This window comes from Methylobacterium sp. Leaf469 (assembly GCF_001424745.1).
Classification (GTDB): Bacteria; Pseudomonadota; Alphaproteobacteria; order Rhizobiales; family Beijerinckiaceae; genus Methylobacterium.
Map to the genome: position 1 here is coordinate 160,660 of NZ_LMRE01000001.1, position 13,518 is coordinate 174,177.

Below are 13,518 nucleotides of genomic sequence, written 5' to 3' on the forward strand. Positions count from 1 at the left end.
CGAGCGCATGGGCTCACCGTCCGGCCGTCTCGGCCGCGTTGCCGGGCTCCATGACGAATTCGGGAAAGGACACCCGCACGGTGGTCCCGGCACCCGGAGCGCTCTCGATGACGAGGCGGCCACGGTGGCGGTTGACGATATGCTTGACGATGGCGAGGCCCAGGCCCGTGCCGCCTTGATCCCGACTCGAGGCGACGTCGACGCGGTAGAATCGCTCCGTCAGGCGCGGGATGTGCTCGGGCGCGATGCCGGGGCCTTCGTCACGCACGGCGAGCACGATGCGGGCGCGGCGTGGCGGCAACTCCACGAGGCGGGCGACCGAGACGGCGACGCGGCCGCCGCGGCCGCCATATTTCACGGCGTTCTCGACGAGGTTCTCGACCACCCGAAGGAGTTCGTCGCGTTCGCCCGGCATTGGGTGGACGCCGTCCGCCTCGAACGTCACTTCGACGCCGCGCTCCCGCGCAAGGGGACTTTGCGTCTCGACCATCTCGCGGGCGATCCGGGCGAGATCGACGGGCTTCGTCGGTGGCACGTGCTCGCGCAGTTCGATGCGGGACAGGGACAGCAGGTCGTCGATGAGGCGCGTCATCCGGTGCGCCTGGGTCTTCATGATGGCAAGGAAGCGCTCGCGGGCCGGGGCGTCGTTCCGGGCCGGCCCCTGAAGAGTCTCGATGAAGCCGAGGAGCGAGGCGAGCGGGGTGCGCAGTTCGTGGCTGGCGTTGGCGACGAAATCCACCCGCATCGCCTCCAAGCGACGAGCCGAGGTGAGGTCACGCAGGAACAGGACGACGTTGGGCTGGCCGCCCGCTGGCCCGTCGGGCATCGGCAGGGCGCCGATCTGCACCTCGAAGGCACGCTCCGTGGGAACCCGGGTGGCGTAGAGCGTCTTCAGGGGGGCGCCGGTGCGCAGCACCTCCTCGATGCCATCGAGAACATCGGGCGCGCGCAGGGCGAACGAGAGCGGATGGCGAAGCTTCAGGGCCGGAAGGAGTGCGCGGGCGGCGGGATTGACCTCGATGACCACGGCGCGCCGGTCCACCAGGATCACCGGATCGGGAATGTTGGCGAGGAGCGCCTCGGCGACGGAATGCCGTGCGTGGGCCGAGGCCTCGGGCGCTGCCCGGATACGGGTGCGGAACAGGCCACCGACGAAGCCTCCGAGGGCTAGGGCCGCGACGGAGGCGGCGATCCACGGCGCATCCAGAGTCCCGCGCGCCCAAGCGCACAGGCCGAGAACGACGCTCGCGCACGCGGCGGCGGTCCAGGCGGATCGACGCGCGCCCCGTGCCATGCTGCCCTCCCTGCCGCTTTTCAAACGGCGGCGATCACGTCCCTTCAGCGCGCCGGAGACGCCCGGCACGGACGCGCTTCAGCACTTCGTAGCCCCCCAACATCGACAGGGCGATGACGAACGGCACGAGGTAGTAGCAGACCCGGAACAGCAGCAGGGAGCCGAGCACCTGATCGCGCGGCAGGCTCGATAGGGCGAGCAGGATCGTCGCTTCGAACACACCGAGGCCGCCGGGCGCATTCGAGGCGATGCCCAGCATGGCGGCGAGCACGTAGATGGCGACGAAAGTCGTGAAGCCGATGGAGGTTTCAGCCGGCAACAGCACGTACAAGGTGGCGGCGGCCGCGCAGACGTCGCCGATGCCCACCACCATCTGGCTCAACGAAACCGAAGCTCCGGGTAGCTCCAGGCGCCAGCCCTTCACCCGGACGCTGCGGCGCTTGAGCGACACCCAGGCGAGGTAGGCGACGACGGACAGGAGTGCGGCGAGGCCGACCCCCTGGTTGAGGCGGATGCTTGTGAAGGTGAGCCCGGCGAGTTGCCCGGCCTCCGCGATGAGGCTCAATCCCAGCACCACGCCCATGCCGAGCCAGAAGGTGAAGCCTGCGATCACCGTGAGGGCGGCGATCTTGGCGGCGCTCAAGCCGCGGCCGGAATAGATCCAGTAGCGGATGGTGCCGGCCGTCAGCAGCGGGAAACCGAGGGTGAAGCTCACCGCATAGCTGGTGAACGAGGCGAGCGCCGTCGTACGGTAGGGTACAACGATCTGGAGTTGTCGCAGGGCCAGGGCGTCGTAGCAGGTCAGGAACAGGTAGCTCACGGCAACGAACAGGAAGGCGAGTCCGAGTTGTCCCGGTGTCGCCGCCGTGAAGGCCGCATGGAGTTCGGCCCACGTGACCGTCTCGACGAGCCGCCACAGGACGTAGACCGACACGGCGAAGATCACGATGCTGGCGATGGTGCCGATCCAGGCGTAGCGCCCCTTGAAGGAACGCTTGGCGGCGGGAGCCGCGGGGATATCGCTGGGGCGGGAATCGCTGGAATGAGCATCGTCGGGTTCGACGCCGGACGCGTCCTCGCCGATCGTCTCGGCCCGGCCGAGCTCCTTGTGCTGTCCCGCAAAGTTCATCGTATCGGCGTCCGCCTCCGCCGGGCACCCCGCTCGGCCTTGGCGGCGGCATGGATGGCCCGGGCTTGTGCCGGACCGCGGCCCGTGGCCCGCATTTAGGGGCATCGGCCGGCAATTGCCAGCGATGGACCGATCTTGCCCGTGGGTTGCACTGGATCGGAGCATCCCGTCAGGCCAGGATGGCGGCGGCTTCGCCGAAGCCCCGTCGGATGCGTTCGGCGACGCTGGGCGCCGTACAGACATAGGTCGGGCTCGGATGCGGCACCGCGATCACCGGCAGGTCGGGCCGCAGACTCGCGAGTGCGGGACGGTTCAGTCCTGCCACGCGCCCGGCCAGAACCACGACGCGCAGGCGTGGCAGACAGGTGAGCAACGGCTCCAGGTAGGGCGCGGCTGCGGCGATTTCGGATCGGCGCGGCGCGCGGTTGCGCGCGCCCGGCGCGTGGATCACCCACGGGACCGCATTCCAGATCACGGTGTCGGCCCGCGCAATGCCGGCCTCACGGAAGAACCGGAACAGGTTGGCGGCCGTGCCCGTGGGGTTGTCGCGCGAAACGAAGCCGGTACCGCGCGGGCCCGGCGTTTCCAGCAGCATCAGAAGCCGCGCATCGACACCGCCATCGAAGGGGTCCGGCTCCGGCACAGGGGCGTCCCGCTCGGCCGCGATGCGGTGGGCGAGCGTGCGCAAGGGTGCGAGATGCGGAGCCGCCAGAAGGTCGCGGCGCGCGGCGAGGTCGGCGGGGTCTCGCAGGCTTTTCGGGTGATTCGGGATCACCTGACGAGGCGTGCAACAGGGTCCGGCAGGGCGCCGCTCAGCCGGAAGCGTTCGACGCCGCCCTCCCGTGTCAGTTGCTCGGCGAGGTTGTCAGGTCCGCCGAACTGAAACCCAAGCTGGCTCGCATAGGCCGCGCAGGCCGCGTACTTGGCCGCTTGTGCCGCCGCATCGAACGCGATGACCTGCACCGGCAGTTCGGCGAAGCGATCGCGCAGGGGCTCGCGCGGTTCGGCGTCACGCACGGTGTAGGGAAAGTCGCGCCACCACAGGATCGGGACGCCGGTGGCGATGGTCGTGAGGGCGTCCACGACCTGAACGTGATCGACGTGACCGCCGACGGCTTGCGGCGCCAGGATCAGGTCGGGTTGCGTCTCGGCCATGAGTTCTCCGAAGGCGCGCACGAGATCCGGTACGATGCCGTCATCGCCCCGAAGCTCCGCGAACAGCTCGGGCGCGCTGGCATAGCCCCGGTGGGGCGCCTCGCGGAACGGCAGATGCCGTGGCGCAGCGATGCCGAGGGCTCGGGCGGCGTCCGCGTCCTCGTCCCGGCGCAGCGCCATGTAGTCGATCTCCGGCCTGAGACCCTTGTCGGTCTGGCAGGCCAGGGCGAACCCCTTCGGATCGGCCACCGAGCCGGTGAACACCGTCGCCATGGTGACGTGCCAGCCGGCCCGCGCCAGCACCGCGAGGGTGCCGCCGCACGAGAAGGCCGCATCGTCGAGGTGCGGCGACAGGGCGAGAACCGCCGGCATCAGAGCAGGTGGGGTTCGGCGCGAAAGCGACAGGTAGGGTCGTGCGGCAGATCGCCGGCGAAGTCCGTGGCCGGCTTCATGCCCGCGACGGCATCGTACACGTCCATGATCCGGCGTCCGACCGCACCCCAGGAATAGACGCGGCGGCATTCCTCCAGGCCGTCCCGGGCGAGGCGCGCGCGCAGGGCGTCGTCCTCGATCACCCGCGTCAGGGCCTCCGCCAAGGCCGGCACGTCACCGGGCTGGACCATGAGCCCGTTCTCGCCATCGCGCAGACAATCGGACACGCCGACCGAATGGGTCGAGACCACGGCGAGACCCGCCGCCATGGCCTCCAGGATGGTGTTGGAGAAGCCCTCCGCATAGGTCGGCGACACGAACACGTCGGCGGCCCGATAGAGGTCCGGCACCGTGTCGTAATCGGCGTAGCCGGTGAAGCGGATTTCAGACTCCGAAAAGTTCAGTTCCGCGGCGCGGGCCTTGGAAGACTCCACATCCGGCCCAATGCCCGAGATGATCGCTTCGAACGGCACCCCACTCGCGCGCACGAGACCGAGGGCGTCGATGAAGTCGAGGACGCCTTTCCGGCGGTCGACGCGGCCATGATAGAACAGGCGCACGGGACCGGCATGGTCCCCGGGTCCCGGCGTGAAGCGCGCGGTGTCGACGGCACCCGGCACGATGGTGAAACGGGCCGGGTCCGAGCCGAGGCGGTCGCAGACTTCGTCGACGAAGGACGGGCCGCCGATGAGCAGGGCGTTGGCGTGGGCCAGCACGTCGCACATGGCGACGCGGTGGGTCTCGCAGCACGAGCCGACCCAGTGACCGTCCCCGCCCTGGATCGAAACCACCGTCGGCACGCCGATCGCCTTGGCGGCCAGCAGGGTCGCCCAGCCGGTGGGATACCCATACTGGGCGTGCAGAATATCGAAGGGCTGCCTCTCGTGCTCGCTCCGGATGGTCGCCACCATCGTGTCGATGTCGCGCTCGAAATCGCCGTCGGTCTGCTCGCCGACCTGTTCGAGGCCGATGACGTTCACGCCCGGAACCGGCGGAGGCGGACCGCCGCCGTAGACGCGGGTGCCGAAATCGTCACCGCGATACTGGCTGATCATCGTCACGTCGTGGCCAGCTTGCACGAGTTCGCGCAGAAGGTTCTGGGCGTAGACGCTCATGCCGGAAATGGCCGGGAAGTAGCGCCGGCTGACGAAGCAGATTCTCACTGGACCGGCTCCGCCCTGAGCTTGCGGCAATCGCGAAGGAATTGGAGTGATGCCGGGACCATGACGTCGGCCCGGTGGCTCTCGCGGGAGAGTTCGACGCAGATGAGTTGTCGGAAGTCGATGGCATCCAGGGCATCGAGGACGGCGGGTACGTCCATGTCGCCCTCGCCGAAGGGCAGGTGGATGTGCTCGCCGCGCTTCATGTCCTCGATGGCCACGGTGCCGATCCGGTCCTGGAATTCGGCGACCGCCGCGGCGGGATCACGCTCGCCGGTGACGAGGCAGTGGCCGGTGTCGAGGGCGAGGTGCAGGCCCGGAATATCCAGGGCGGCGAAATCGTCGAGGGTCTCGATGAGCATGCCGGGCTCGGGCTCGAGGCATGCCACCACGCCGTGGGCGCGGGCGTAGTCCGTCACCTCCGCCAAGCCTTCGATCAGCCAGTGCCGCGCCTCGGCCCGGTCGATTCCGGGTTTCGGTACACCAGCCCAGAACGAGACCGCCTCGGCCTGAAGGATGGCGCCGATGTCGATGGCGCGCTTGAGGAAACCGATGCGCCGGGCACGACCCACGGCGTCGCCGGTGACCAGGGTCGGCTCGTGCTTGGCTTTCGGATCGAGGAGGAAGCGGGCGCCGGTCTCGATCACCGCACCGAGGCCGAGGCGCTGGAGGCGGCTCGACAGGCTTTGCGCGTCCTGCACCCAATGCTCGGCGAAGGGGTCGAGGTGGTGGATGTCGAGGGTCAGCGCCACGCCCTGGTAGCCGGCATCCGCGATGAGATCGACGGCATCGGTCAGGCGATGATTGGCGGTGCCATTGGTGTTGTAGGCAAAACGCAGGCTCATTCACCCCTCTCCTGCTGGGCGAGGCGGAACGGTGCGTGGTGCGATTCCGGCTCGCGATAGAGGGGATAATGCGACCCGACGATCCGGTCGGCCAGTGCCGTATCGAACAGGGGCTGACCGCCGAAGCGCTCCAGGGCCTCGGGTGTCAACCGCACGGGGCGAAGGGTCTCGCTGGCCTCTCCGAACCGGATCAGCGGGTGGTCGCGCGCGATGAGCTTTTGCGTGTTGCGCTCGCCGATGCGGTGGTAGCTCATGGTCTCGACCTCGAGCCCCGGCACGATCGCCTTGACCACGCCGACGGAACCGCCGGGCGGCGCGCAATCGACGTAGAGCACGTCGAAGCCGGCCTCTTCCAGGCGCTCGCGGGCTATACGACCGCGCGCGTGTCCATCGGGAGCGGCGGTCGTCGGCAAGTCCGTGAATTTCTTCGTGCCGCGCTCGGAATACACCGTGTCGCGCAAGGTCGCGGCCAGATCCCCGGGCGGCAGGACGATCCATTCCAGCATGGCCTTGAGGGCCCGGCTCTCTTCGAGATCGAGGCTCGGCAGGGCTTTGTCGATGAAGGCCTGAACGTAGCCCGGCGGGGTGACACGCTCGGCGAAGGACAGAGGCCCGTGGCCGAAGGCCTTGCGCACGCGGGCGGCCTGAAATTCGAGCAATGCCTTGCGCAGGGCCCGCTCGCGGTCCGGATCGCAGGCCTCGCCGCAGGCCGACAAGGCGATGGGCACAGGCGTGTCGGCCAAGTTCCGATCGTGGCCCACGACGTAGATGTTGGTCAGGCCGAACTGGTCGGTGGCGAATTTCGGCAGGGCCTTGATGCCGAGCGCATCGAGGCGGTCGAGCATGCCGCGCGTCTCAGGACCGAGCCCCTCCGACAGGTCGAGCATCACCCCCTGGTCGAGGGCGCGGAACAGCAGGCCGTTGCCGTCGCGCTGCAGGAGTTCGAGCAGACCATGACCGAGGGCGAAATCCGTATCCGGCCCTGCGCCGAGGCCGTTGGTGATGAGGTTGGTGAAAGGCTTGTAGCCCTCGGACAGTTCGAAATAATCCGTCGCGGCGATGTCGAGGGGCATCAACACGGTCTCGCCCGTGCGGGCACGGATGGCGGGCGTCCATTCGAGCACCGAGCCTCGGCCGACGGGGCTGCCGGCCGGCAGGCACAGGGTCAGCGGGTCGGCGACGGAGCCGGCGCCGAACACCTTCACGAGGTCCTCGTAGCTGCCGCGCTCCTTCTTGCGCGGCATCACCGCCAACGAGGGCATCAGGTTCTCGGCGATCTCGGCCACGGCCCCGATGAGGGCCTCGTCGTCCGTGGCGCCGTACCCGATGCCGCTCGGCATGGCACCGACGAAGAACGGGTCGTCGAGGAAGAGCGAGACGAACCAGACGGGGATGCCGGTACGATCCAAGGGCGCCAGGGGAAAGCCGACGATGCGCCCCTGCGGCAGGATATCGAGGTAGGCGCGGACGGGCTCGGGCAAGTCGGAGGGCAGGCCTTCGATCTGGCGCGCGGCGCCGTAGGGGTAGGCGCGCGGAGCCTTGACGCGCGGATTGCGGGCTCTGGCGTCCTGATCGTGTTCGCTCACGTGATGATCCGTTCTCAGGCCAGGGCGTCGTAGGCGCGAGCCAGCAGGCGCATGGTGTGGAGGTCGCGGGCCGCGCTGTAGGCGGCTCGCTCGCCGGGACGCCGCAGGGCGGAGCCGAAGGCGCGGACCTGCTCGAGGAAGGGCGAGGCCGCGCCGTCGAAGGCGATGTCTTCCGACACGCCGGTTGACCCGTCGATGAACGTGAGACTGCCGCCCGCCACCTGCCCCATGGTGTCGATGGCCGTGAGCTGCCCCGCCGTCCCGGTCACTTCGAGGCGCCGACGTGGCAGGGCGTCGGGGCAATTGTAGGCGACATGGAGATTGGCGAGCACGCCCGAGCCCGTGCGGCCGATGAGGAGGGCACCATCATCGACGGCGTAATCCTGGGCGCGGGCCTGGGTGAGGGCCGCGAGATCGACGATGGATTCGCCGACGAGGAAATCGACGAGGTCGAGGCCGTGGGGGGCGAGATCCATCAGGGCGCCGCCGCCGGCCTTTTTCGGATCGATGCGCCAGTTGTCCTGCCCCGGGACGGAGGTCCAGCTCCGCGGAAGCCAGCAGGCATAGAAGATTCTGACCGCCGTGATGGTGCCGAGACGGCCGTCCGCGATCCAGTCTCGCATCGCCCGGTGGGCGGGGTGATGGCGCTGGTCGAAGGCCGTGCCGTAGAAGGTACTCCCCGCGCCGACCGCCGCCGCCATGGCTTCGGCGTCTGCGAGGCTGGCCGCCATGGGCTTCTCGCACAGGATCGCCTTGCCGGAGCCGACCAACGCCTCGATGGCTTCGCGGTGGAGGTGATTCGGCGTCGCGACATAGACCGCCTCGACCTCGCGGTCGGCGGCGAGATCCGTGAGGTTCGCGTAAGCGCGGGCACCCAACGCTTCCGCGGCCGCCCGCGATTCCGAGCCTGGATCGACCACGGCCACGAGCCGATGCCCGGCCGCCCGGATGCCCGGCGCCATATAGTCCCGCGCGACCCAACCGAAGCCGACGATTCCCCAGGCGATCGAATCCATCACCACCGCTCCGGCAGATCGACGAACTCGCGCGCACGGATGCGGTCGAGTTCGGGTCTCTCAAGGCCGCCGCTCCAGGCGATGCTTTCCGGACCGTCCGAATGCGGAGGATAGGTCGCGAGACCGGCATACTCCGCCTCGTAGCGGTCCGACGGCCAGACGATGCGGTAGCCCCCAGTCGGGTCCGGAGCGTAGAGCGGATTGAGGCGCAGCCGCGTTCCGGCGCGTGGCAGGGTGATGCCGTCGACGATGGCACGCGGAGCCGGACGCATACCGGGACCGGCGACGACCGAGAACGCTTCGACTCCGGTGAGATCGCTCGGCGCACGCGGAGAGGGTGCGCGGGCCTCGACGAGGGCGCGGGTCAGCTCCGCGTCATCGTAGACGAGACCATCGGGAAACAACTCCTCGATCTCCGCCGCCGAGACGGCGCGCCCAGCCGAGAAGCCCGGGCAGCCGCTGTTGTGGATGTGGCTCAACACCAGCCAGCCGTCGTCGCCGGCGTTCTGGCGCAGATTGTCGAGGACCTCGGCCTTGCCGTCGAGAAAATAGAACGCATCGTTGCAGACCACGAGATCGACGGGCGCACCGGGGATCGGCCAATTCGGTGAGCCGGCATCGAAGCAGACGAGTTGCACGCCCTCGCCGACCACCCAGTGCCGGGCGACCCAGAGCTTGGCGAACACCACGTCGGCCCCGGCGACCTTGAGACCGCGCAGGGCGAAATCCCGCAGATAATGGCCGATGCCGCATGCGAACTCGAACACGCAGACGGGATCGTTCCAATGCGCTTCCAGCAGGGCGAGGCCGCCAAGATAGGTCGGGTCGGTCCAGCGGTTGACGAAGTAATCGCCGACCCGGCCCCACCCGAGAAGGCGCACGGCATCCCGCAGGCTGAGCTTCGCCCGGTCGCGCACGAGTTCGTGCAGATCGAGGGCATCGGCCGGTGGCCCGGTCCACCAATCGTCCTGATCCGCGAGAAGGCCTTCGAGGGCGAGCCCAGTCTCGCCGGCGTCCAGGAGCTTGAGGGTCCTGGCGACGAGCTCGGACCGGTTCGTACGCAGATAGGGAATGCCGTCGATGACAGGCCAGCGCGCGCCCGTTCCGCTCTCGCGCAGGGAATGCGGGGTGTCCGCCTTGAGGGATTCCCCAGTCTCGGGCGACAGGAGCGCGAACGGAATCATGACGCGGTGTCCACGTGATCGAACCAACGGATCACGGGATATGCATGTCCGTCAGGACGCGATCATGAAACTCCTTCACCGGACCCGCGTGAACGAGTTCCATCTCATCGAGGACCGTACCCATGGTCAGGCCGGCGGCACGCAGGTGCTGGGCGATCTGTAGGACACGGTCGATGCAGTCGGCTGCGTGGAAGGCGCGCCCCTCGGCCGTCGCGTCGTCGGGCAGCACCGCACGGGCACGCGCCACGGTCTCGCGCAAGGCGGGATCGAGTTCGTCCAACGCCCACTGGGTGGTGCGGGCCATGATCGGCAGGAGATGCTCACCGAGCAGCATCTCGCCGGTAAAGCCGGCATCGGGCATCGCTGCGTTGTGGAAGTGGTGGCTCATGGCAGCCAGGAACACCAAGGTCGGATCGGCCCGGTAGAACGGGCTCAGGACGACCCCGTAGACCGCGACCATCAGGCAATGTTCCGCGTGATTCTCGGGTGGTTCCAACAAGATGCGGGGCTTGCCCGGACAGGTCACGCCGGCTCTCGGCTGGTGGGCCAGGGCGGAAACGAACCCTGGAAGCGGGCCGGGTACGACGCCGCCCGGTTCACGCAGGCGCGCCCGAAGGCGATCGCGCAAAGCCGTGTCGACGCTGTCGGTGACAGCATCGAACCCGGCGACCAGAACTCCGGATGCGGCGGCAGGATCGAGGCCCACGGCAGCCAGGAAAGCCGCGTCGAGGTCGCAGAGGCGTGCGGCCGCCAACGCCTTGGCGGTGATGTCGAGGGCGACATCCTCCGCAGAAGCGCCGCCCGTGAGGGCACCCCATCCCTGCGCGAACAGACGCTCGGCAATGGAGCCGGTGCGGCCGGCGGCATGAACCCGCTTGAGGTCGTTGAGTTCGACCAGTAGCGGGCGCAGGGCGAGGGGGGCGGCCGGGCCGCCCTCCAGGGACATTGTCATCAGTTCACGCCGAGCCAGTCGAGGAGCATGGTCTGCTGCTTGCCGAAATCGTGCTCGGGACCGCGGCCGTTCTTGACCATGGGTGCCTTGAAGAACGACGACAGCTGCTCCTGGACGCCACCGTCGCCGCGCGACTTGGCGAGATCGAGGACGCGGGCGATCTCGATGACGAGGGGGGCCGCCAGGATCGAGTCCTTGCAGAGGAAGTTGACCTTGATCTGCATGCGCTGACCGAGAAAGCCGGTGACGTCGATGTTGTCCCAGGCTTCCTTGTCGTCGCCGCGCGGCCGGTAATAGTGGATGTGGACCAGATGGTCCTCGACGGGATAGCCGAGGATCGAATCCAGCACCGTGCCCTTGGTGTTGAGCTTCGACTGGAGGGAATCCTTGTCGTTGAGGGCGAGGCCGTCACGGTTGCCGAGGATGTTCGTCGAGAACCAACCATCGACATGGAGGGCGCGGGCCTTGAGAGCCGGGGCCAGGACCGTCTTCATCATGGTCTGGCCGGTCTTGCCGTCCTTGCCGGCGACCGGAACGTTCAGGGTCTTGGCCATCTCGAGCAGGGCCGGAACGTCCGCGGCGATGCTCGGGGTGAAGTTCGCATAGGGAACGCCGCTCTTGATCGCCGCGTAAGCGTAGAGCATCGCCGGGCTGATGGATTCGTCGCTGGAATCGAGGCCCTTCTCGAAGGCTTCCGGCGAGTTCAGGGTCGCGGCGGTGAGATCGGGCCAGCGCTCCGTGGAGGCGAGATTGATCACCACCACATCGTCGAGATTGCTCTCGGCCTTGAAGCGGCGAAGGTCGTTGGCGATGACGGACACCGCCTCGCGATGGTCGGCCGCCACGATGCGGTTGGCGCCCTCGATGTTCTTGCAGAACTTCGCGCTGCCCACGGCCGGCCAAGGCTTGATGCCCTTGAGCACCTGGGCGCCGTTCTCGATGTCCTGCTGGCTCAGCACGCCGTGACCCGTGGCCGCGGAGGCGAGATCGTCGTCGTTGAGGTCCCAGCCGGCGAAGACCAGATCCTTGTAGTCGGCCAATCCGGCGACGGAGAGACCGGCCAGAGGCAATCCGTCGAGGCGGTTCGATCCGGATTTGATCATCTCGATGCCCGCGATGGCAGTGGTGGCAACTGCGCCACCCATGCCAACGAACGCAACGCCGACACGGCGACCGGTCTGCATGCTCATTGGAAAAAGGCTTCCTTCATTGGGTCCACGGGGATTGCCGCTCCGCAGAGCGGAGCCTCCCGTTAGGCCCTAGCTAACTGGACCGCGTGTGCGTCATTCCAAGTCCAGCGGGAAACGCTTTTTTGCCGCGGTCTGCCTGAACGGCGACCGAACGCTTCGTTAAAACTTCGTGAAAACAGAGCCTTAACCGTCCGTTAAGCGTGCCACGGTTGAATCACGCCGCTGTCCCATTCTGGTCACAGCCGGCGGCGAGACATCGCCGCGCTGAACAAATCGAAGCCGCGCCCATGAAGGCAGCGGCACGAACAAGGACGAAAGATGGGGGTTTTCCCGGAGCCGGCGCCCTGCGCCGACGACGTGAGCCGTCTCGTGCCCAACGAGACCTTTTCCGCAGATCCTTCCGTGGCTTGGTTGCCCCGGACCGAGCGCCGCGCGCGCCGCACCCTTGCCAAAGCTGGACGCCGGACCCTCGCCACCCTCGTGGCCGGGCTGGTGATCGGTGCGGCCCTGCCGCAGAACGCCCTGGCACCCGCGGCGGCCGCTCACGCTCGTATCGACGAGCGGGACTTCGCGATCCGCACATCAGTGCGACCGCAGGTCGAACATCAGCCAAACGCACAGGACTGGGCCGGAGTTCCCGTCGTCGAGCAGGAACCGGCGACGTTGGCCCTCATCGCCGACGACCTCGCCACGCTCGTACCGATCCGTGACGGCGCCGGAACGGAACGCCTCCGCTTCGGTGACATGGCCGTGCCCCGCGAGATCGTCGAAACGATCCTGCGCGCGGCCAGCGAGACCGGCGTCGACCCCGTCTACATGATGGCGCTCGCCGACAAGGAATCGAGCTTCTCCACCACGGTGAAGGCGGCCACCTCTTCGGCCGAAGGACTGTTCCAGTTCCTCAGCAGCACCTGGCTCGAACTCATCCGCACCTACGGCGCCCGGCACGGTCTCGAGACCGAGGCCGCTGCGGTGTCGGGGCGCGGCAGCGCCATCACGATTTCCGACGATGCCACCCGCACCCGCGTCCTGCGCCTGCGCCAGGACCCCTATGTCGCGGCCCTGATGGCTGGGGAACTCATCAAGCGCGACCGCGGCCGGATCGAGCAGCGCATCGGCCGGGACCTCACCACGGCGGAGCTCTACTTCGCGCATTTCCTCGGGACGGCCAGCGCCGGACGCTTCCTCGCCCTGAACGCGGACAAGCCGGGCCAGGTGGCCAAGCAGGTGTTCAAGGCCGCGGCGAAGGCCAATCGCAGCCTGTTCACGGAGAAGGCCGGCAAGGGCCGACGCAGCCTCACGGTCGCGGAAGTGCGCGAGAAGATCGGCGGAATGATCGACCGGCGCCTCGATCAGTACGAGGGCGTCGCGGCCCTCGTGGCGCCCGAGGTCAAGGTCGAACTGCCGGTCCTCGAAGCCGATGCCGGGGAGGCGGCCCCCATCCACCGCGTCCGGGTGACCGAGGCGACGCCGGCTGAGTAGGGCGACGGAACATAGCCCGCCGCGAAGGAAACGGTTTAGAACCCGCACACGCGACGGCCCCGCCCCTGTGGGTGCCGACGACCGTCGAGTGCC

General features: G+C 68.3%; 12 protein-coding genes. 1 reads left to right on the forward strand and 11 read right to left on the reverse strand.

Going from position 1 to position 13,518, the window contains the following annotated elements; genetic code table 11:
- Positions 1 to 13: 13 nt before the first annotated feature.
- From ASG60_RS00695 to ASG60_RS00745, 11 genes are all read right to left on the reverse strand, one after another.
- Positions 14 to 1,294: an ATP-binding protein gene (locus ASG60_RS00695; RefSeq protein ID WP_056302658.1), complete on the reverse strand. Its 1,281-nt coding sequence runs from the start codon at positions 1,292 to 1,294 to the stop codon at positions 14 to 16.
- A gap of 34 nt (positions 1,295 to 1,328) precedes the next feature.
- Positions 1,329 to 2,423 (reverse strand): lysylphosphatidylglycerol synthase domain-containing protein, encoded by a 1,095-nt coding sequence (locus ASG60_RS00700; protein ID WP_056171746.1) that lies wholly within the window; start codon positions 2,421 to 2,423, stop codon positions 1,329 to 1,331.
- A gap of 169 nt (positions 2,424 to 2,592) precedes the next feature.
- On the reverse strand, positions 2,593 to 3,198 hold the full coding sequence (locus tag ASG60_RS00705; protein WP_056383943.1) for a uracil-DNA glycosylase: 606 nt from the start codon (positions 3,196 to 3,198) through the stop codon (positions 2,593 to 2,595).
- Positions 3,195 to 3,950 (reverse strand): PIG-L family deacetylase, encoded by a 756-nt coding sequence (locus ASG60_RS00710; RefSeq protein WP_056383945.1) that lies wholly within the window; start codon positions 3,948 to 3,950, stop codon positions 3,195 to 3,197. The genes ASG60_RS00705 and ASG60_RS00710 overlap by 4 nt, the downstream gene beginning before the upstream one ends.
- A complete protein-coding gene (locus ASG60_RS00715; RefSeq protein WP_056383947.1) occupies positions 3,950 to 5,173 on the reverse strand; it encodes a glycosyltransferase family 4 protein in 1,224 nt (407 codons plus the stop codon). The genes ASG60_RS00710 and ASG60_RS00715 overlap by 1 nt, the downstream gene beginning before the upstream one ends.
- Positions 5,170 to 6,015, reverse strand: a complete 846-nt coding sequence (locus ASG60_RS00720) for a sugar phosphate isomerase/epimerase family protein (protein WP_056383948.1) — start codon at positions 6,013 to 6,015, stop codon at positions 5,170 to 5,172. Before ASG60_RS00720 ends, ASG60_RS00715 begins: the two co-directional genes overlap by 4 nt.
- Positions 6,012 to 7,601 carry a YcaO-like family protein gene (locus tag ASG60_RS00725; RefSeq protein ID WP_056383950.1) on the reverse strand — a complete coding sequence of 530 codons (1,590 nt, stop codon included), beginning with the start codon at positions 7,599 to 7,601 and terminating at the stop codon, positions 6,012 to 6,014. The genes ASG60_RS00720 and ASG60_RS00725 overlap by 4 nt, the downstream gene beginning before the upstream one ends.
- Before the next feature lie 14 nt (positions 7,602 to 7,615).
- On the reverse strand, positions 7,616 to 8,617 hold the full coding sequence (locus ASG60_RS00730; protein WP_056383952.1) for a Gfo/Idh/MocA family oxidoreductase: 1,002 nt from the start codon (positions 8,615 to 8,617) through the stop codon (positions 7,616 to 7,618).
- Complete coding sequence (locus tag ASG60_RS00735; RefSeq protein ID WP_056383954.1) at positions 8,617 to 9,801, reverse strand: methyltransferase domain-containing protein; 1,185 nt, start codon at positions 9,799 to 9,801, stop codon at positions 8,617 to 8,619. The genes ASG60_RS00730 and ASG60_RS00735 overlap by 1 nt, the downstream gene beginning before the upstream one ends.
- 31 nt (positions 9,802 to 9,832) lie before the next feature.
- The gene (locus ASG60_RS00740; protein ID WP_056171762.1) at positions 9,833 to 10,753 is read right to left on the reverse strand and encodes a hypothetical protein; all 921 of its coding nucleotides are present in this window, start codon (positions 10,751 to 10,753) and stop codon (positions 9,833 to 9,835) included.
- On the reverse strand, positions 10,753 to 11,943 hold the full coding sequence (locus ASG60_RS00745) for an inositol-3-phosphate synthase (protein WP_056171764.1): 1,191 nt from the start codon (positions 11,941 to 11,943) through the stop codon (positions 10,753 to 10,755). The genes ASG60_RS00740 and ASG60_RS00745 overlap by 1 nt, the downstream gene beginning before the upstream one ends.
- Before the next feature lie 402 nt (positions 11,944 to 12,345).
- Between ASG60_RS00745 and ASG60_RS00750 the strand changes: the two genes are divergently transcribed.
- Positions 12,346 to 13,425, forward strand: a complete 1,080-nt coding sequence (locus tag ASG60_RS00750) for a transglycosylase SLT domain-containing protein (protein WP_347379651.1) — start codon at positions 12,346 to 12,348, stop codon at positions 13,423 to 13,425.
- Positions 13,426 to 13,518 lie beyond the last annotated feature (93 nt).